Below are 18,859 nucleotides of genomic sequence, written 5' to 3'. Positions count from 1 at the left end.
CAAGATTAACAGAAGAGTGTGACGAAGCACCCGTGCTCAGGCACTACCCGCACAATTTTATGCCGTGTAGAATCACCGGCATGTGTGCAATCGTTGGATATGTCGGTAATTCCGGTGCTCTGCAAATTGGCCTCGATGCGCTGAAGCGCATGGAATATCGCGGATATGATTCCGCCGGTATTGCCGTAGTAGGACAAGGAACACTGAAGGTAGAGAAGAAGGAAGGCAAACTAGACAACCTTCTCAACCGCATTGATGAGGTTGGCCGTGACGAGTTTTCCGGCACCGCCTGCATTGGGCACACGCGTTGGGCAACCCACGGCTCGCCCAACGACGTCAATGCACACCCACATAAATCCTTCGACGGCAAAGCTGCCATCGTGCACAACGGCATTATTGAAAACTTCGCAAGCCTGCGCGAGGAGATCGAATCCCACGGGATTGAGCTGGAATCGGAAACGGATTCCGAGGTTGCGGCACACCTTGTAGCTCTGGCATACAACGAAGGCCCCACGGCCGGCGACTTTGAAGCCTCCGCGCTGAACGTGCTGTCCCGCCTGGAAGGCGCGTTCACGGTGCTGTTTACCCACGCGGACCACCCCGGCACCATCGTGGCGGGCCGCCGCTCCACCCCGCTGATCGTGGGTGTAGGCGACGGTGAAATGTTCATCGGATCCGACGTGGCAGCCTTCATCGACCGGACGAAGAACGCCGTGGAGCTGGGCCAGGACAACGCTGTGGTCATTACCGCGGAGGGCTACAACCTGTACAACTTCGCCGGCGAGCCGGTGGAGGGCACCCCGTTCACCATCGACTGGGATCTGGAGGCCGCACAGAAGGACGGCTTTGATTCCTTCATGATGAAGGAGATCTACGAGCAGCCTGCCGCCGTGCGCGACACTCTGGCCGGTCACTTTGTGGATGGCCGCATCGTCTTGGACGAGCAGCGCCTGTCCGACGATGACCTGCGCAACGTATCCAAGGTGTTCGTGGTGGCCTGTGGCACCGCATACCACTCGGGCCTGTTGGCGAAGTACGCCATCGAGCACTGGGTGCGCGTGCCCGTGGAGATCGAGGTGGCCTCCGAGTTCCGCTACCGTGATCCGGTGCTGGATCGCTCCACCCTGGTGGTGGCGATCTCCCAATCGGGTGAAACGGCCGACACCTTGGAGGCCGTCCGCCACGCAAAGGCCCAGGGCGCCCGCGTGCTGGCGATCTGCAACACCAACGGTTCCCAGATCCCGCGTGAGGCCGACGCAGTGCTGTACACACATGCCGGCCCGGAGATCGGTGTGGCATCCACGAAGGCATTCCTGGCGCAGATCGTGGCCAACTACCTGGTAGGTTTGGCGCTGGCCCAGGCCCGCGGTACGAAGTACTCCGATGAGATCGCCGTGATCTTCGACGAGCTGGAGGCCCTGCCGGAGAAGATCGAGAAGACCCTGGAGCTGCGCGATACCGTCCTGGACCTGGCCAAGGAGCTGGGCGCTATCCCAACCATGCTGTTCCTCGGCCGTCACGTGGGCTTCCCCGTGGCCCTGGAGGGTGCACTGAAGCTCAAGGAACTGGCCTACATCCACGCCGAGGGCTTTGCCGCCGGTGAGCTGAAGCATGGCCCGATTGCCCTGATCGAGGATGACCTGCCGGTGGTGGTGGTTGTTCCATCGCCAGAGGGCCGCCCGGTGCTGCACTCGAAGATCGTGTCCAACATTCAGGAAATCCGCGCCCGTGGTGCGAAAACCATCGTCGTGGCCGAGGAGGGGGACGACGCCGTCAAGCCTTACTCCAACTGGCTGTTGGAAATCCCTCGCACCTCCACGTTGGTCCAGCCTGTGCTGTCCACCATTCCTTTGCAGTTCTTGGCCGCAGACATCGCCCGTGAGTGCGGTAACGAGGACATTGATAAGCCACGTAACTTGGCGAAGTCCGTGACGGTGGAGTAGTACCCACGTACTAGTCTTGTGGTCATGACAACCTCCGCCTCGCCCAGCGCACAGCCCACAGCCTCTAACCACCCGGTGTTGGCAGAGGTGATTGTGGATACCTCTGCGATCCGGGCCAATGTGCGCACGCTGGTGGACAAGGCCGCGCCCGCGCAGGTGATGGCTATCGTGAAGGCCGATGGCTACAACCACGGGGCGTCCGTGGCCGCCCAGGCGGCCCTGGACGGCGGGGCACAGATGCTGGGCGTGGCCACGTGCGCGGAGGCCCTGAGCCTGCGCACCCAGGGCTTCACATGCCCCATCACCGCGTGGATGTGGATTCCCGGCGAACCACTGGAGGATGTGTTCGCTGAAGACATCACCGTCGGTATCCCGTCCCTGGCACACGCCGAGGCGTTTGTGCAGGCAGCAGCCGCGGCTTCTGAGGCCAGCGGCATCCGGCCGAAAGCGGGGTTGATGGTGGACACGGGGCTGTCCCGGTCAGGGATCAGCCCCGTGGAGCTGGACCAGGTGATCGACTTTCTGGCCCAGCACGCACAGACCTTCGAGATGACCGGCGCTTTTTCACACTTGGCGTCTGCCGACATGGACGCCGGCCGCGAGGTTACCGACCTGCAAGCCGCCCGCTTCAACGCGGCCATCGCGAAAGCCGAGGCCGCGGGCCTGGAGATGCCTGCCAACCATCTGGCGAACACCCCGGCGCTACTCAGCAGGCCAGACCTGCGCTACCAAGTGGTTCGACCAGGCGTGAGCGTGTACGGCATCGACCCGATGGAAACCCCCACAGACACCCACTTCGCCCCGGCGATGACCCTCCGGGCACGGGTCGTGACAACCCGCACCGTCCAGGCCGGCGAAGGCGTGAGCTACGGGCATCTCTGGCACGCGCAGCAGGACACCACCACTGCGGTGGTGGCTTTGGGGTACGCCGATGGGATCCCGCGCTCGGCGTCGGGGAAATTTTCGGTGGCGATCAACGGCACACGGTACCCACAGATCGGGCGAGTATGTATGGACCAGTTCGTGGTGGATCTGGGGCAGGACCACAGCGTGAAGCCGGGCGATTGGGCGGTCGTGTTCGGGCACAACGGGCCGCATGTGGATGAGTTTGCGCAGGCCAGCGGCACCATTTCCTATGAGAACCTGACGTTGCCGCGAGGGCCTCGGGTGGCTCGGCGCGTGGTGAACAGCGCGGAGGAGATTGATGGGAATGAGGCGGCCAATGATCGTTAATTTTAACGACGCCCACGGGCGCGCGAACGCAGCGACAGCGCAGGACATGCGGGAGCTGGGCCGGCAGCTGGGCAGCCAACTCACGGCCGGGACGGTGGTGGTTCTGACCGGGCCGCTGGGCGCTGGGAAAACCACGCTTACCCAGGGGATCGCCGACGGGCTGGGTGTGAAGGGGCGCGTGCAATCGCCAACGTTCACCATCGTGCGGACACACAAGTCCGGTGGGCCCGGCAAGCCTGGCATGCTGCACATGGACGCCTACCGGCTGCTGGGACAGGACGTGGCCGACGGAGTACAGCCGGGGCTGCATGTGGATCGCGCGGAGGTGCTGGATGCGCTGGAAAGCCTGGATATTGATGTGAACCTCGATGGTGAGCTGGGCGGCGACGTGGTGATCGCCGAATGGGGCAGGGGCGTGGTTGAAGTGCTGTCCACCACGGTGCTGGATGTGGAGATCACACGAGCCGAGGTAGCCGAGGCGGAGCTAGACCTGGAGGCAGAACAACCCCGCACCCTGACGTGGCGGTGGCTATAAAAGCGCCCCTAGAAGCGACCTCGAAAGCTAGCCCCGAAATAGTGTGTTTGTTCCAAAGGGGTCCCGAAGCCGGTGCTTCTATGTTTAGATAATCTCGAAACACCGTGAGGGGTGCTTCACAAGGACCTCCAGCACACTGGGTCCGATCAACCCGCTGGTTGAATAAATTCCTAGAAGGTTTACTGCGAGAACCTCCTAGGAATTTCTTGTATCTAGAGTTTTGTGGGATGGGGTAGTAGGCCATGATGTGGATCGTGATCGGTGTACTGGCGGGTGCGGTGATGCCCGTTCAAACAGTGGCGAATACCCGGTTGTCCCGATCGACGGGAACGCCGCTGTCCTCCTCCCTGATCTCCTTTTTGGTGGGGACGCTGACGCTGGCGTGCGCCCTGATGCTGTTGAACCACGGGGAGATGGGGCTGGCGAACGCGCTGGGTGGACCCTGGTGGATGTGGCTGGGAGGCCTCCTTGGGGTGGTGGCCCTGACCGGCAACATTTTGATGTTCCCACGCCTCGGGGCGGTGCAGACGGTGGTCCTGCCCATCGCCGGGCAGATCCTGATGGGGCTCATCATTGACCACGCCGGCCTCTTCCATTCCTTGCAGTCGCCGATCACGGTCCCGCGCGTGGTGGGCGCAGCCATTGTTATGGCAGGAGTGCTTCTGACCGTTGTGAGTGGGGCGGGGAGACGGGGAACTGTGGCGTCGGGGGATAAGGGGGACACAAGGGACACGCGGCTGAGCGCGTGGGCGTGGAGGGGATTCGGCGTGCTCTGCGGCGTGCTGTTTGCGTCCCAGGCGGCGATCAACGGGCATCTGGGTCAGGTGATTGCGGGGCCGATTGCGGCGGCGCTGGTGAGTTTTTCTGTGGGGCTCGGCGCCCTGATTGTGCTGAATGTGCTGCAGCGGTGGAGGCCGCGCGCGACGGCTCTGGAGGGGGAGAAGAATCCGTGGTGGATGTGGATCGGCGGCGCGCTCGGGGCGGCGTATGTGCTGCTGAATGCGCTGCTGGTTCCGCAGATCGGCACGGGGCTGACGGTGGTGACGGTGCTGTCCGGGCTGATGGCCGGGTCCGTGGTGGTGGAGCGTGTGCGGGGGCAGGAGATCAGCCCGCGGCAGCTGGTGGGGCTGGTGCTGATTTTCGCCGGCGTGATGGTGGTGGATGTGCTGTAGCTGGGGATTTAGGGTTTGCTACCCCCTCATAAAGAGGGGGCTAGGCGGGATATTGGCCAACGGGCAGATTCAACCTTATAATCTCATAAGATTTACTCAGAGTTTGCTTCACTTGAGGAGTGCCCATGTCCTACCCTCGCCGCGCTATGACAGCCACGATGGCTGCGGCCATGCTGCTTTCTGTCGCTGCCTGCTCGAAGGATGCCCCACCGAAGGAAGAGCAGACGTTTGCGCTGCAGTCTTCCTCGCAGACGGCTTCGTCCAGCGACTCTACTTCGGAGTCTTCCACCGAGTCCGAGGCTGATTCGGCCTCCGAGTCTGTGTCGAAGAATGGAAAGAAGAGCAAGGAACGCGAGGCGGAGCCCACCCCTATCGATGAGGATGAGCCGCGAGCCTTGTCTGATGGGTCGTTCCTCCTGACTGAAGACCCCATCGGCCCGGGTTCTAACGAGACCATTATTTCCGACTATAAGGACCTTGAAGAGCAGGGTTTTAGTTTCTTGCGTGTGGAAACCTCTGAAGCGGGCCGAAACGGTGTGATGCAATTCCTCGCTGGAAAGCAAATGGAATTGGCGTTCTGGGCCGCAGGTTTGAACGGCTATGGGCTATCGGGCGAATGGGGTGACGCTAAGGTTGAGCTCCTGAATGAATCTGGACGTGACGTCTTAAACGGCGGTGATGCTGTTAAAAAGAGCTTTCTTGTGCACCTAGATGGAAAGACGCCTCCGGTGGAGGGTCGTTACACAAACTTAGATTTGGACATTAAGCTCGACAAACCAGGTAAATACACGCTGAAAATCGAGGTTCGCCAGCCTGGTTATGCTCCATTCAAGATCCGCCAGCCCATTGTGGTTGTTGATTAAAGCGTAGGACTGTGTATGGATAAGATGAAAAGATCAACGTATCTTTTTGTCGATGACCTTGTGGGTAATCGGGTAATGGTCACGCAAGGCCACACTGTTACCCTTGGCCGAGCCTCAGAGTTCCGGGTAGGACACGATGACCCGGCCATGCACCGGGCATTCCTCCATGTGTGGTGCGACCATGGCATGTGGATGATTCGCAATGTGGGCAGTTTCCTGTCTGCCACTATTCAGCCATCTTTGGGTGGCACTGCGTATTCTCCCGTGCGGTTATCGCCTGGGGTGCAGTGGCCTCTTCCTGCAGGTGTGAATTCGATTCTGTTCGCCACGAAAAATATGCGTTATGAGCTCGAGGTGACGGTTGTGCGTCCCGTTCAGCCGGTGCCGCGAATGGATGTTCCCGTGGCGCCGCTGACAACGGATACGTTTTCCCCGAACCGTGAACAACAGCAGGTGCTGGCCGCGTTGGCGGCTCCGTTGCATCGTGACCCCAGTGCCAGTCCACGCATTGCCGTTCCCTCCGTGGCTGATTTGGCGCGGCAGTTAGGGTGGGGTGAAAAGAAAACGTCGCAGAAGATTCAGCACATGGCTGAAACCCTCAATGAGCTTGGTGTTCCTGAGTTTCAACAGGGCGTTAATGTCCCGTGGCGAATTGTTCTGGCACGTTTTGCGGCGGAGAACCCGCAGTTCTACGCATAAGCCTTAACTCTCAGCCTCAGTGTTGGTGTTCATGATGGATTCTTCGCATTCGCAGCTCAGTCCCGCTGACTTTCGCAATGAACTCAGTTCCCTGGGCTACTCGAATATTGCCCAGCTTGGCCAGGGTGGAATGGGTACGGTGTTCCGCGCCTATAAGCCAAACCTGGACCGGACCGTGGCGATCAAGGTGGTGTCCGAACACTGTGTCTCCAATGCTGCGTATGTTCAGCGGTTTCATGCAGAAATGCGCACCATGGCAGCCCTGGATCATCCTGCGATTGTGCCTGTGTACGACGGGGGAGTGACCGCCCGCGGCATTCCGTACTTCGTGATGAAATACATTGCAGGCGAGAACGTCCATGATTTTTTATATCGACGCCGAGCCTCTCATCAACCACTGTCCGTCCTAGAGGTAGCGCATATCTTGGCGCCGATTGCGAGCGCGCTTGATTACCTCGCCGCGCGTCCCAACCCCGTGGTTCATCGCGATATTAAGCCGGCGAATATCCTGCTGCCAGCGGCGGGGACGGGTGGCCCTGCGGCGATGTTGACGGACTTTGGCATCGCGGTGGATCGCGAATCCACCCGCATGACCCGGCTGGGCATGCGCATGGGGACCGATGGGTACGCGGCCCCGGAATTGTTGGCCACGAAGGATGTGACTCGTCCGCCGCAGCCAAATGCGGTGAGCGAGCAGTATTCCCTGGGACTTGTCGCCTTCGAAATGCTGACCGGCATTTATGTTCGGGAATCGGTCTCTGACGAGCAATGGGTGGTGAAGCGGCCCGTGCCGGAGCTCAAGGCTCCATGGATCCACCCATCGGATGTTCCGCATATAAAGGACATCAACCGTGTGTTCTCGCGGGTGTTGGCGATTGATCCGCGGAAGCGATTCCCTACGGCGGCGGCGTTTGTGGAGGCCTTGCACAATGCGGTCGCGCTGGCGCAACTTGAGCCTCAAGGTAACCGCACAGGTAAAGGCCGTTCATTTGGAAAGACAATCGCTGCGCTGGGTGTGGCCGCCGCGACTATCGCGGCTGGACTTGTCGTGGTGCCGAACCTCCTCGCAGATTCTTGGGACGGTGAGGACGCTCGATTAGCCGCCACATTCCCGAAGATTGTGAGCGCAGAACCAGGTGGCCAGGGCTGGCGATCCACACACTGTGAGCGCCGCGACCCGAACCCGGGAGAATTAGCCCGCATTGCCTGTAACTCAGAAGAATTAAGCGTGGTCCTCGCTCATTTTGAATCGGCGACGGCACGTGACTCTGTGATGCCCACTGGCGATATTCAGACTATGACGTCCGATCGCTGCAGCGCATATACGATGCCCATGAATTCGAGCGGTCGGGCCTTTGGCGTATTTCCAACGGAATCGCTCGATACGTACGGGTTGATTGTGTCCGGACGGGATTCAGAGTCGCTCCGATTGACGCTGCCAATATGTTAGGTCATATGCTAGTTGATATGTCATTCGATATGTGAGGGGAGTGCTCCCCATACAGTAATGTAGTGAGCATTACCGCATTTTATTCTGTAACTACCAGCGCAGGGCTGGGATTGTTTCAAGAAGGGATTAACTCATGGCTAACCCACTCGCCGGAATTAGCACCATTGTTCTGTCACTCCTCGGAAGTCTCGCTCCTAATCTTCCTATTCCCAGCATCGACCTGGGCTCGCTGTCTCCCGAGGTGGCACAGCACGCTACTCACAACGTCAGCCAGGAGACCCCAAATCACCAGATCACTCAGGCTGAGCTGATCAATGCTCTGAACGATTACCGCCGTCAGCACAACCTGCGTCCATTGAAGGCTGATGCGCACTTGAACAACGTTGCTCAGGACTGGTCTCAGCGCATGGCTCGTGAGGGTAAGTTGCATCACCGTCCTAACTTCATGGCCTCCTACGCTCCTGGAGCGCGCACAGGAGCTGAAAACTGCTTGATGTCATACGCTGGTGCCTCTGCACAGGACCTCATCAAGGCATGGCACAACTCTCCGGGACACCGGGCGAACATGCAGAATCCTGAGATGACGCACGTTGGCGTGGGCGTGGCCTATGCCGCCAACGGAACGGTGTGGGCAACCCAGAACTTCGCGGCCTACTAAACCGCCACAGCTCTCACCCGCCACAATTCGAACTGACCACCCGATCGGCCTACACTTAGTCACCATGATTACCGTGCTGGCCATCGACACCTCCACTAACTACGTCACCTGCGGCATCGCCCAGGTGGCGTTAACTGGTTCCGTGGAGATTCTGGCCGAACGCGAGGTAGATAATGCCCGCGGCCACATGGAGCTTCTCACTCCGAACATCCTGGACTGTCTGCAGGAAGCGCGCCTGCGCCCCTCAGACGTGAACGCCGTCGTGGTGGGCTGCGGCCCCGGGCCGTTCACGGGTCTGCGCGTGGGCATGGCCACCGGCGCCGCCTTTGCCGATGCCCTGGGCGTGCCCGTCTACTCCGTCCCGTCGCTCGCCGCCACCGCCTGGCAGCACGTCGCCACCCGTCCCATGGTGGGCTCGGCGCCGCGTCGCATTGTTGTCCTGGCCGACGCCCGCCGCCGCGAGTGGTACCACGCCTCCTTCGAACTCCAACCGTCCCGCGCGGGCGTGGAGTGCCGCTGCGTGTCCCCGTCGGCGGTGTCCGCGCCGCAGGATGTGATTGCCGCCCACGGCTTGGCGCACGACTCCTCCGCGGAGGTGCTCTGTAGCGCGTCCATCGCCGATGCGGTCACCGAGGGCGTGTCCAGCTCCGACACCGTTGTCCCGGACGCCCACCCCACCACCACCGGACTCATCCGTGCGGCCATCGCACAGGAACATTCCGCGGTTGGCCTTCTGCGCCCCACCGATCCGCCGCGTGCCCTGTACCTTCGTAGACCCGACGCCGTGGTTCCCCATCTCAAAGGCGTGTCCCAGGCCGTGAACACCGCGGCTGTGGAGGCCCATGAGCTGGCCGAACACCAGCGCTACGACCGTGAGGGCGATGGCGGCGGGGCGGAAGAATGGCCTGCCATCGACCCCGCGCAGGTCCGTATCGAACCACTGGAACCGGACCACGCACCCCTGGTTGCTGCACTAGAGAAGCGCTTGTTCGCCGACGAAGCGCCGTGGTCCGCAGAGACCGTGCGCATGGCCATCGGCACCCCGTTCACCTCCTTCCTGGGCTTGTTTCGGGGAGACGAGCTGGTGGGCTACGCGGACCTCGCCGTGCTGGGGTCCCCGCAGGACGCGGAAGCAGAGGTGCAGAACATCGCCATCGCCCCGGAGCATCAGGGCAAGGGCTACTCCCGATTGTTGATGGACCAGATGATGGCGATCGCCGATCGCCTGCATGCCCCAGTGTTCCTGGAAGTGCGCACGGATAACCGCCCGGCCATCGGCCTCTACGAATGCTACGGTTTCCAGATCCAGGGCACCCGCCGGGGCTACTACCAACCCTCCGGCGCGGACGCGTACACCATGATGCGTCCGCCACACGCGCCTGCCGAAACCGAACAGCCTGCCGAGGGCAACCCACGCTTCATCATGGGGGTGGAAAGCAGTTGCGACGAGACGGGCGTCGGAATAATTGAGATAAACGGGGACGGTGACGGGGCAACGCTTCGCATCGCATCAGATCAGGTGGCAAGTTCGATGGAGCAACACGCGCGATTCGGTGGCGTGGTTCCGGAGATCGCCAGCCGCGCGCACCTGGAGGCCATGCAGCCCGTGATGCGTGCGGCGCTACAGGTGGCAGGGATCGAGAAGCCCAGCGCCGTGGCGGCAACGATCGGGCCGGGACTCGCCGGGGCGCTGCTGGTCGGCGCGGCCGCCGCGAAGGCCTACGCCGCGGCATGGGAGGTGCCGTTCTACGCGGTGAACCACCTGGGCGGGCACGTGGCTGTGGACACCCTCGTGGACGGCGTGGACACCTCCACCCTGGACAACGCCATCGCCCTGCTGGTCTCCGGCGGGCACACGCAGATCCTGCACGTGCAGGGCGTGGGCAAGCCCATGGAGGAACTGGGATCCACCCTGGACGACGCCGCCGGCGAGGCCTACGACAAAGTCGCCCGCCTGCTGGGGTTGGGGTATCCAGGAGGCCCGATTATTGACCGGCTGGCGTCGAAGGGAAACCCGGATGCGATCAAATTCCCGCGCGGGATGATGCGGCCGCAGGATGCCCGCTATGACTTTTCCTTCTCGGGCCTGAAGACGGCCGTGGCGCGGTATGTGGAGCAGGCCGAACGGGCGGGGGAGACCATCCTGGTGGAGGACCTGTGCGCCAGCTTCCAGGAGGCGGCCGTGGACGTGCTGACGGTCAAGGCGTTGCGGGCGTGTGAGGATAAGGGCGCTCAAGTTCTGCTGCTGGGCGGCGGCGTGAGTGCGAATCGGCGCCTGCGTGATCTGGCCGCTCAGCGCTGTGCCGAGGCGGGTGTGGAGCTGCACGTGCCGCCGCTGGAGTTATGCACGGATAACGGCGTGATGATCGCGGCGCTGGCGAGCCATCTGATTCTGGCGGGGGAGAGTGCGAGCGACCTGCACGTGGCGACGGATCCGTCGTTGGATGTGGAGACGCCGCTGTTGTGAGCGTGGTGGCGGCCAAGTTGCCGCCTGGTTGCCGCCATTGTTGAGGGTTAGCACTCTCAGGGGTAGAGTGCCAGTAGGTTGTTTTTGACACACAGTTGTTCACCCGCGACGACGACTGTGCACGGAAAAACACCGGCACAATCGAAACCTAACAACATGAGAGGTATTCCCGTGGCGAACGTCAACATCAAGCCGCTTGAGGACCGCGTCCTCGTTCAGATCGTCGAAGCTGAAACCACCACCGCATCCGGACTGGTCATCCCAGACTCCGCAAAGGAAAAGCCACAAGAAGCAACCGTGATCGCCGTCGGCCCAGGCCGCTGGTCCGATAACGAGCGCGTAGCCCTGGACGTGAAGGAAGGGGACACCGTGATCTTCTCCCGCTACGGTGGCACCGAACTGAAGTACAACGGCGAAGAGTACCTGCTTCTTGCCCAGCGTGACATCCTCGCTGTCATCGAAAAGTAAGCGGGGCGCTTAATGTCCAAACTCATTGCATTTGATCAAGAGGCCCGCGAAAGCCTGCAAAAGGGCGTGGACGCACTCGCCGACGCAGTGAAGGTAACTCTCGGCCCGCGCGGCCGTAACGTCGTGTTGGCCAAGGCCTTCGGTGGCCCAACGGTCACGAACGATGGTGTGACCATCGCTCGTGACATCGACCTGGACGAGCCATTTGAAAACCTCGGCGCACAGCTGGTGAAGTCCGTGGCGATCAAGACCAACGACATCGCCGGTGACGGAACCACCACCGCAACGCTGCTGGCACAGGCCCTCATCCGCGAAGGCCTGCGCACCGTCGCAGCAGGTGCCAACCCCATCGCCGTGAACCGCGGCATCGAAGAAGGTGTGGACCTGGTGCTGAAGAAGCTGGCTGAGGCTGCTCAGCCGGTGGCGGACACCGCCGCGGTCGCCAACGTGGCGACCGTGTCCTCCCGTGACGAGAAGATCGGCGCGATGGTTGCTGACGCCTTCGACAAGGTAGGCAAGGACGGCGTGGTGACCGTGGAAGAGTCTCAGTCCGTGGAGGACGAGGCCATCGTCACTGAAGGTGTGTCCTTCGACAAGGGCTACCTGTCCCCTTACTTCGTGACCGAGGAAGAAACCGGCCACGCTGTCCTGGAGGACACTCTGGTGCTCCTCGTGCGCGAGAAGATTTCTTCCCTGCCAGACTTCCTGCCTGTTCTGGAGCAGATCGCCCAGTCCGGCAAGCAGCTCCTCATCATCGCCGAGGACGTGGAGGGCGAGCCGCTGCAGATGCTGGTGCTCAACGCCATCCGCAAGTCCCTGAAGGTCGTTGCCGTGAAGTCCCCATACTTTGGTGACCGACGCAAGGCGTTCATGGACGACCTGGCCATCGTGACCGGCGGCATTGTGGTGGACAAGGAATTGGGCCACAACCTGTCCGAGGTCACCCTGGACCAGTTGGGAACCGCGCGCCGCGTCACGATCTCTAAGGACGACACCGTCATTGTTGACGGTGGAGGCTCCGCCGAGGACGTGGATGCACGCCGTAACCAGATCCGCAACGACATCGAGCGCACGGACTCCACCTGGGACAAGGAAAAGTTCGAGGAGCGCCTGGCGAAGCTGTCCGGTGGTGTGGCAGTGATCCGCGCCGGTGGCGCGACGGAGACCGAGGTCAACGAGCGCAAGCTGCGTATCGAGGACGCCATCAATGCGGCCCGCGCCGCTACCCAGGAAGGCGTGATCGCCGGTGGCGGATCTGTCCTGGTACAGATCGCCACCGAGGTGGAGGCTTTGGCTTCCGAGCGTTCTGGTGACGAGGCCATTGGTCTGCGCGCACTGGCCGCTGCTCTTCGCCGTCCTGCGTACTGGATTGCGGACAACGCTGGCCTTGACGGTGCTGTGGTTGTGTCCCACATCGCCGAGCAGCCCAACGGTTCCGGCTTTAACGCCGCAACCTTGGAGTATGGAGACCTGCTGAGCCAGGGCATCATCGACCCTGTGAAGGTCACGCATTCTGCGGTGGTGAACGCGTCTTCCGTGGCGCGTATGGTTCTGACCACCGAGACTGCGATTGTGGATAAGCCTGAGGCGCCTGCAGCTCCTGCGGCAGGCCACGGCCACGCCCACTAAGCGGTTAGAGATGAAGCCCAGCACAGCCGTGCTGGGCTTTACTTCTGTCCGCTTCCCGGGCTGTGCTGCTACCTGCTTCCCGGATCGAGGGCACGTTGCTGTTATTTCCGGCAAATAACAGCAACGTGCCCTCGATCCAGGAAACCCTGGGGTGTATCGAGCCCTCAGCTCGCCTCAGCGCGCACGCTCAAGATCTCCTCCCGCTCGCTTTCGCTCAGCCCACCCCAGATGCCATAGGGCTCGCCCACGCGCAACGCGTGGTCCCGGCACTCTTGCATCACGGGGCACTGCGCGCAGATGGCTTTCGCCCGAGCTTCACGCCGCGCTCGGGCTTGACCGCGCTCGCCGTCGGGGTGGAAGAACTCTGTGGAGTCCGCTCCTCTGCAGGATCCTTGCATCTGCCAGTCCCAGTGGTGGGTGGCGCTGCCGGGAAGTGAGCCGTAGGTGCGAAGGATAGGCGTGGAACGGCGTGTCCGAGTTGTTCGGGACGTGCGCTGCGAAACATCGGTTGTGAGCGTCATGCTTCCAAGGGTGTGCGGTGAAAGTGAACGCGTGTTAACGCACACATTGCGCCCAGCGAAACGAACGAACCGCATCACCCTCTCAAGACCCCGCGACCTGCTTAAACACCCACTGGTGAACGTTAGTTGAACTATTGGTGAAGGCCCCGTGTGTGCCCTACCGTGGGGGGATTCCCCGGACGTATAAACATTAGCCGTGGCTATGGGTAAAGTAAGTGCAGACTGATCGCGGAACCCTTTTTCCCGTGGATGTCCCTGAGCCGTACTATTTTCGAGGATTGCGCATGACGAACGCGAGCGAGCAGGACGCTGCTATTCAAGCGCTTGTTCCTGCTGCGAGCAGTGGTGATCCTCGGGCTCTGCAGAAACTCATTAATCTGATTCATCCGCAGGTGGTGCGGTATTGCCGCGCGCGGGTGGGGGCCACGAAGTATCCCACGGCTGATGACATTGCCCAGGAGGTCTGTTTGGCCGTGGCCCGGGCGATGCCGGGTTATGAGGATAAGGGGTTGCCGTTCATGGCGTTCGTGTACCGCGTTGCTGCTAATAAAATTGTCGACGCCCGGCGTTCGCAATCTCGGGATCTCTCCCAACCTGTGGAGGACGTGCCTGATGGGGAGTCTAGGGCGGACAATCCTGAGTCGGAGATGTTGATGTTGGACTCGTGTAACGATGTGTCGAAGCTGCTCGATGTAGTGAGTGATAAGGCACGAGAGATTCTTACTCTCCGCATCTTCGGTGGTTATACGGCGGAGGAGACGGCCGACATTCTGGGAATGTCTGCCGGTGCGGTGAGGGTTGCTCAGTTCCGTGCTCTGGCGAAGCTTCGTGACCATGTTGAAGCTCGGAGCATAGACGCGGATGTGGGCTAGGGATCGGTAGTACGTCGGACAGTTCGTTTACTCTTTTTAAGGAAAGCCATGGGCCACAAGGACCTCCCTCAAGGAGTTGGAGAGCAGCTCTCCGAGATTCTTGACGTGGATCGAGTGTTGGATGAACTCGGTCGGGGTGCGTCTGTTGACGGTGGACAGGATCCACTGTTGAACCTGCTTGCTGCAGCGCGTGCTGAGGCTGATGCTGATATGCCGGAACCGCCGCTGGTGTCGGAGGGTGTGGATGATCCAGCGCCTGGTGGGGGCGGGCGGCGTCTGTTTGGACGGCGCCATCTGCGTCGTGGTGGCGTGTTCGCGGCCACGGCCGGTGGCGTGGGTGTTGCGAGCATTCTGGTGGCCGGCGTTGCTGCGGCCACCATCGCGGTGGGCGGTATCGCAACTTACAACTTCATCCAGCCTCGGCTGGAAAAGCCCGTGGACAGCCCGGAGGTTGCGCCGAATGAGCCCGGCGTGGACCAGGACGGCGACGCAACTGATGCCCTGAAGGCGAAGAAGACCGCGGAGCCCGGGGCGGGGGAGAAGTCTCCGGAGGAGGACGCGGCGAAGGACTCGCGCGAGGACGCGCCGAAGGATCCCGCCGAGGACCCATCGAAGGACCCAGCGGCTGATGCTGATGACTCCACGAAGGACCCGGCGACGAGTGCCGCGGAGACCTCCACGGTGGACGCCACGAAGGATTCCTCCACGGGCACTGCCACCGGCGTTGTCACGGGCACCGTCACAGGTGCTCCGGGAGAGTCCACGGCACCCATGCCGGCAGCGGAACCGTCCCCACAGGCACCGTCCGCGGGAGCTACCCCCGGTGCCCCAACGGGCGGTGCGAACACCGCGCCGGCCGCACCGCGCGGCACGCAGCCTTCGGATCTGTCCACCCTCAGGGATACTCTGGGCGGGCGTATCGCGCCGGCCCCCGCTCCACACGAACCAGCCACAGCGATGGGGGCGACGGCTCGCACCTCGGTGTAAAAGCCTCTCGGTATCAAACCCCCGGTGTGCACAGAACACAAAGGCCGAGCCTCCCAGCTCGGCCTTCTCATATTCCCCCAAGCCCCTACCAGGGGAATTTCAGGTGGGTACCGCGAGTGTAGTACTCGGCGGCGTCGGTATATCCCAGGCAGTAATCCCAGGTCACGTAATCATGAGGATTCGGCTGCACCAGCGGCTCGTGCACGGGCATCGGCTGGTCCTCCAACATGAGCGTGATGTTGGACTCGATGATGTTCCAGTCGTAGAAGTGCGGCTCATCGCATTCCTCGCAGAACATCGTGATCCCGCGGACGTGGCGCGGCTCCAGGAGTTTGCGGAACTCGCGGACGAATTTCAGGTCCTGGCGAAGCCCCACCTTTTCTTCCTCGGTGACGGGAATATTGTCCTCGTCAGGCTCCAGGAAAGAGGCGGGATCGTTGGGGTCGTCGGCGAAAGGATCCGGCGGCATACGGTCGTTGAAATTCACACCTTAACCGTACCGTGCAAGCGGTTCAGCAGAAAACCACAGGCGAATATCGCGAACTTGACCGACCGACTATTGTGATTAGGAAGAGCACCCGTTTTCACACTTTCGCCATTGCGCGCATAGGAAGGTCACCCTACATGACTAACGCAACCCCAGTGTCCACCGGCGGCGACGACCCACACAAGGTAGCCCTTGTAGGTCTTACCTTTGACGATGTCCTTCTTCTTCCCGATGCGTCGGACACCATCCCGTCCGAGGTCAACACCAAGACGAAGCTGTCTCGCAACATCGAGCTGAATATCCCCATCCTGTCCGCCGCGATGGATACCGTGACGGAAGCCCGCATGGCGATCGCGATGGCGCGTCAGGGTGGAATTGGTGTGCTGCACCGCAACCTGTCCATCGAGGCACAGGCCCAGCAAGTAGAGATCGTGAAGCGTTCCGAGGCGGGCATGGTGACCAACCCCGTGACCGCGTCTCCGGACATGACCATCCAGGAAGTGGACGAGCTGTGCGCCCGGTACCGCATTTCCGGCCTGCCCGTGACGGACGAGGCCGGCACGTTGGTAGGTATCATCACGAACCGCGACATGCGGTTCGAGGCGGACTTCAACCGCAAGGTGGAGGAGGTCATGACCACCACGCCGCTGATCGTGGCGCAGGAGGGCGTGTCTGCGGAGGCGGCGCTGCGTCTGCTGAGTGAGAACAAGGTGGAGAAGCTGCCGATCGTGGATGCGAAGGGCACCCTGACCGGCCTGATTACCGTGAAGGACTTTGCGAAGCGGGAGAAGTACCCGGATGCGGCGAAGGATGCGTCCGGTCGTCTGCTGGTGGCTGCGGGTATCGGTACGGGCGAGGATGCCTGGACGCGCGCCGGGTCGCTGGTGGATGCCGGCGTGGACGCGCTGGTGGTGGACACGGCTCACGCGCACAACTCCGGCGTGCTGAACATGGTTGCCCGTGTGAAGAAGGAGTTTGGGGACAAGGTTGATGTGATTGGTGGAAACCTGGCCACTCGCTCTGCTGCGCAGGCGATGATCGACGCCGGCGCGGATGCCATCAAGGTGGGCATCGGACCAGGCTCTATCTGCACCACTCGCGTGGTCGCTGGTGTGGGCGCTCCACAAATTACGGCGATCATGGAAGCTGCTGTGCCAGCGCACAAGGCTGGAGTGCCGATCATCGCCGACGGCGGCATGCAGTACTCCGGCGACATCGCCAAGGCGCTGGCCGCCGGCGCGTCCACCGTGATGCTGGGATCCATGCTGGCCGGTTCCGAGGAAACCCCGGGCGAGACCGTGACCGTGAACGGCAAGCAGTACAAGCGTTACCGCGGCATGGGCTCCATGGGCGCGATGCAGGGCCGTGGCCTGACCGGCGAGAAGCGTTCCTACTCCAAGGACCGCTACTTCCAGGCCGACGTGAAGAGCGAGGAGAAGCTGGTTCCCGAAGGTATCGAGGGCCGGGTTCCTTTCCGCGGCACCGTGGATGCGCTGCTGCACCAGCACGTCGGTGGTTTGCGCGCTGCCATGGGCTACACGGGCGCGTCCACCATTTCCGATATGCACAAGGCTCGCTTCGTGCAGATCACCGGCGCTGGCCTGCGCGAGTCTCACCCTCATGATGTTCAGGGCATTATGGAAGCCCCTAACTACAACCCGAACCGCTAGTCGGAAACCTTAGGACGTGACATGCAGGATTTTGTAGATATCGGACGCGGCCGGACGGCGCGCCGCGTGTACGGCCTCAACCAGGTCGATATCGTTCCCTCCCGCCGTACGCGTAGCTCCCACGACGTAGATATGTCGTGGAAAATCGACGCCTACCAGTTCGACATCCCCGTGATGGCGCACCCTTCGGACGCTGTGGTCTCCCCACAATTTGCTATCGAGTTCGGGAAGATGGGCGGTTTGCCGGTCATCAATGCCGAGGGTCTGTGGGGGCGCGCTGAGAACTTAGAGGCTGCCCTGCAGGAGATCGTGGAAGCCTCGCTGCAGGAGATCGCGGAAGCCTCGCTGCAGGATGAGTACGTCAATGACGCGAACCTCAGCAACCGGGTACTGCAGAAGTACCACGCGATGCCGTTGAACAGGGAGCTGCTGGCCGAGCGCCTGCAGACCGTGCGGGATTCGGGCGTGCGTTTTGGTGTGCGTGTATCTCCTCAGAACGCGCGTGAGCTGGCTCCGTTCGTGATTGCTTCCGGTGTGGATCTTCTGGTGATTCAGGGCACCCTGGTGTCCGCTGAGCACGTGCACCGCGACGGTGAGCCGCTGAACTTGAAGGAGTTTATTGGCTCCTTGGATGTTCCTGTCATCGCCGGTGGTGTGGTGGATTACACTACGGCGTTGCACTTGATGCGCACCGGTGCGGCGGGTGTGATTGTTGGTTCGGGACCGACCACCAACAACGACGTGTTGGGCATTGATGTGCCGATGGCCACGGCTATTGCGGATGCGGCCTATGCGCGCCGGGATTACCTGGACGAGACCGGTGGACGGTACGTCCACGTCATCGCTGATTCCGCCCTGAGCACCTCGGGCGATATTGCCAAGGCATTGGCCTGCGGTGCGGACGCTGTGTCCCTGGGAGCGCCTCTGGCCGCAGCGGACTGCGCCGGCACTCCCAATGTGTTCTGGCCGTCCACCGCGGCGCACCCCAGCGCGCCGCGCGGCGTGATCGAATCCGTGGGTGTGCAGGAACCCGTGTCTCTGGAGCGGTTGCTGTTCGGACCGACCTCCAGCCCGTTCGGTGATGAGGACTTGGTGGGCGCGGTGCGTCGATCCATGGCCAAGTGCGGATACACCGATGTGAAGAGCTTCCAGAAAGTGGGTTTGGTCGTCCGCTAGGGACTGTCCAGGGGAACTATTAGGCGAAA

At 61.8% G+C, this 18,859-nt stretch carries 17 protein-coding genes; 15 read left to right on the top strand and 2 right to left on the bottom strand.

Annotation, left to right across the window (positions count from 1 at the left end):
* Nucleotides 1–80: 80 nt before the first annotated feature.
* The 11 genes from glmS to groL all read left to right on the top strand — a co-directional run bounded on the left by glmS (nt 81) and on the right by groL (nt 13,117).
* Nucleotides 81–1,943: a glutamine--fructose-6-phosphate transaminase (isomerizing) gene (gene glmS / locus IAU67_RS07865; RefSeq protein ID WP_151842119.1), complete on the top strand. Its 1,863-nt coding sequence runs from the start codon at nt 81–83 to the stop codon at nt 1,941–1,943.
* A 24-nt stretch (nt 1,944–1,967) separates the two neighbouring features.
* A complete protein-coding gene (alr, locus tag IAU67_RS07860) occupies nt 1,968–3,176 on the top strand; it encodes an alanine racemase (protein WP_151842118.1) in 1,209 nt (402 codons plus the stop codon).
* On the top strand, nt 3,166–3,711 hold the full coding sequence (gene tsaE / locus IAU67_RS07855) for a tRNA (adenosine(37)-N6)-threonylcarbamoyltransferase complex ATPase subunit type 1 TsaE (RefSeq protein ID WP_225723485.1): 546 nt from the start codon (nt 3,166–3,168) through the stop codon (nt 3,709–3,711). The genes alr and tsaE overlap by 11 nt, the downstream gene beginning before the upstream one ends.
* Before the next feature lie 242 nt (nt 3,712–3,953).
* Entirely contained in the window at nt 3,954–4,883 is a 930-nt protein-coding gene (locus IAU67_RS07850; RefSeq protein WP_151842116.1) for a DMT family transporter, read from the top strand.
* A 125-nt stretch (nt 4,884–5,008) separates the two neighbouring features.
* Nucleotides 5,009–5,746, top strand: a complete 738-nt coding sequence (locus IAU67_RS07845) for a hypothetical protein (protein WP_151842115.1) — start codon at nt 5,009–5,011, stop codon at nt 5,744–5,746.
* A gap of 15 nt (nt 5,747–5,761) precedes the next feature.
* Entirely contained in the window at nt 5,762–6,445 is a 684-nt protein-coding gene (locus IAU67_RS07840; protein WP_151842114.1) for a hypothetical protein, read from the top strand.
* 31 nt (nt 6,446–6,476) lie between these two features.
* Nucleotides 6,477–7,895, top strand: coding sequence for a serine/threonine-protein kinase (locus tag IAU67_RS07835; RefSeq protein ID WP_225723484.1), 1,419 nt, complete (start codon nt 6,477–6,479; stop codon nt 7,893–7,895).
* 133 nt (nt 7,896–8,028) lie between these two features.
* The gene (locus tag IAU67_RS07830; protein ID WP_151842113.1) at nt 8,029–8,553 is read left to right on the top strand and encodes a CAP domain-containing protein; all 525 of its coding nucleotides are present in this window, start codon (nt 8,029–8,031) and stop codon (nt 8,551–8,553) included.
* A 64-nt stretch (nt 8,554–8,617) separates the two neighbouring features.
* Nucleotides 8,618–11,020, top strand: coding sequence for a tRNA (adenosine(37)-N6)-threonylcarbamoyltransferase complex transferase subunit TsaD (tsaD, locus tag IAU67_RS07825; RefSeq protein WP_151842112.1), 2,403 nt, complete (start codon nt 8,618–8,620; stop codon nt 11,018–11,020).
* Between the two features lie 171 nt (nt 11,021–11,191).
* Complete coding sequence (gene groES, locus IAU67_RS07820; protein WP_151842443.1) at nt 11,192–11,488, top strand: co-chaperone GroES; 297 nt, start codon at nt 11,192–11,194, stop codon at nt 11,486–11,488.
* A gap of 12 nt (nt 11,489–11,500) precedes the next feature.
* Nucleotides 11,501–13,117, top strand: a complete 1,617-nt coding sequence (groL, locus tag IAU67_RS07815; protein ID WP_151842111.1) for a chaperonin GroEL — start codon at nt 11,501–11,503, stop codon at nt 13,115–13,117.
* A 164-nt stretch (nt 13,118–13,281) separates the two neighbouring features.
* Here the strand turns inward: groL and IAU67_RS07810 are convergent, their stop codons facing one another.
* Nucleotides 13,282–13,638 carry a WhiB family transcriptional regulator gene (locus IAU67_RS07810; RefSeq protein WP_151842110.1) on the bottom strand — a complete coding sequence of 119 codons (357 nt, stop codon included), beginning with the start codon at nt 13,636–13,638 and terminating at the stop codon, nt 13,282–13,284.
* Between the two features lie 284 nt (nt 13,639–13,922).
* Between IAU67_RS07810 and shbA the strand changes: the two genes are divergently transcribed.
* On the top strand, nt 13,923–14,510 hold the full coding sequence (gene shbA / locus IAU67_RS07805; protein WP_151842109.1) for an RNA polymerase sigma factor ShbA: 588 nt from the start codon (nt 13,923–13,925) through the stop codon (nt 14,508–14,510).
* A gap of 48 nt (nt 14,511–14,558) precedes the next feature.
* Complete coding sequence (locus IAU67_RS07800; RefSeq protein ID WP_151842108.1) at nt 14,559–15,497, top strand: hypothetical protein; 939 nt, start codon at nt 14,559–14,561, stop codon at nt 15,495–15,497.
* Nucleotides 15,498–15,582: 85 nt separating this feature from the next.
* Here the strand turns inward: IAU67_RS07800 and IAU67_RS07795 are convergent, their stop codons facing one another.
* Entirely contained in the window at nt 15,583–15,984 is a 402-nt protein-coding gene (locus IAU67_RS07795; protein WP_187767887.1) for a DUF5319 domain-containing protein, read from the bottom strand.
* 137 nt (nt 15,985–16,121) lie between these two features.
* On the opposite strand from IAU67_RS07795, the gene guaB reads away from it, so the two are divergent.
* Both guaB and IAU67_RS07785 read left to right on the top strand, forming a co-directional pair.
* Nucleotides 16,122–17,654 (top strand): IMP dehydrogenase, encoded by a 1,533-nt coding sequence (gene guaB, locus IAU67_RS07790; protein ID WP_151842107.1) that lies wholly within the window; start codon nt 16,122–16,124, stop codon nt 17,652–17,654.
* 21 nt (nt 17,655–17,675) lie between these two features.
* Nucleotides 17,676–18,830, top strand: coding sequence for a GuaB3 family IMP dehydrogenase-related protein (locus IAU67_RS07785; RefSeq protein WP_151842106.1), 1,155 nt, complete (start codon nt 17,676–17,678; stop codon nt 18,828–18,830).
* Nucleotides 18,831–18,859 lie beyond the last annotated feature (29 nt).

The organism is Corynebacterium zhongnanshanii, from assembly GCF_014490575.1.
GTDB classification, from domain to species: domain Bacteria; phylum Actinomycetota; class Actinomycetes; order Mycobacteriales; family Mycobacteriaceae; genus Corynebacterium; species Corynebacterium zhongnanshanii.
Note: the sequence above shows the minus strand (reverse complement) of the source record. Positions and strands in the feature narration are given on the sequence as shown.

Excerpts from the sequence above, each read along its gene's own strand:
- glmS (WP_151842119.1), top strand. The coding sequence starts at position 81 with ATGTGTGCAATCGTTGGATATGTCGGTAATTCCGGTGCTCTGCAAATT.
- alr (WP_151842118.1), top strand. The coding sequence starts at position 1,968 with ATGACAACCTCCGCCTCGCCCAGCGCACAGCCCACAGCCTCTAACCAC.
- tsaE (WP_225723485.1), top strand. The coding sequence starts at position 3,166 with ATGATCGTTAATTTTAACGACGCCCACGGGCGCGCGAACGCAGCGACA.
- IAU67_RS07850 (WP_151842116.1), top strand. The coding sequence starts at position 3,954 with ATGATGTGGATCGTGATCGGTGTACTGGCGGGTGCGGTGATGCCCGTT.
- IAU67_RS07845 (WP_151842115.1), top strand. The coding sequence starts at position 5,009 with ATGTCCTACCCTCGCCGCGCTATGACAGCCACGATGGCTGCGGCCATG.
- IAU67_RS07840 (WP_151842114.1), top strand. The coding sequence starts at position 5,762 with ATGGATAAGATGAAAAGATCAACGTATCTTTTTGTCGATGACCTTGTG.
- IAU67_RS07835 (WP_225723484.1), top strand. The coding sequence starts at position 6,477 with ATGATGGATTCTTCGCATTCGCAGCTCAGTCCCGCTGACTTTCGCAAT.
- IAU67_RS07830 (WP_151842113.1), top strand. The coding sequence starts at position 8,029 with ATGGCTAACCCACTCGCCGGAATTAGCACCATTGTTCTGTCACTCCTC.
- tsaD (WP_151842112.1), top strand. The coding sequence starts at position 8,618 with ATGATTACCGTGCTGGCCATCGACACCTCCACTAACTACGTCACCTGC.
- groL (WP_151842111.1), top strand. The coding sequence starts at position 11,501 with ATGTCCAAACTCATTGCATTTGATCAAGAGGCCCGCGAAAGCCTGCAA.
- IAU67_RS07810 (WP_151842110.1), bottom strand. The coding sequence starts at position 13,638 with ATGACGCTCACAACCGATGTTTCGCAGCGCACGTCCCGAACAACTCGG.
- shbA (WP_151842109.1), top strand. The coding sequence starts at position 13,923 with ATGACGAACGCGAGCGAGCAGGACGCTGCTATTCAAGCGCTTGTTCCT.
- IAU67_RS07800 (WP_151842108.1), top strand. The coding sequence starts at position 14,559 with ATGGGCCACAAGGACCTCCCTCAAGGAGTTGGAGAGCAGCTCTCCGAG.
- guaB (WP_151842107.1), top strand. The coding sequence starts at position 16,122 with ATGACTAACGCAACCCCAGTGTCCACCGGCGGCGACGACCCACACAAG.
- IAU67_RS07785 (WP_151842106.1), top strand. The coding sequence starts at position 17,676 with ATGCAGGATTTTGTAGATATCGGACGCGGCCGGACGGCGCGCCGCGTG.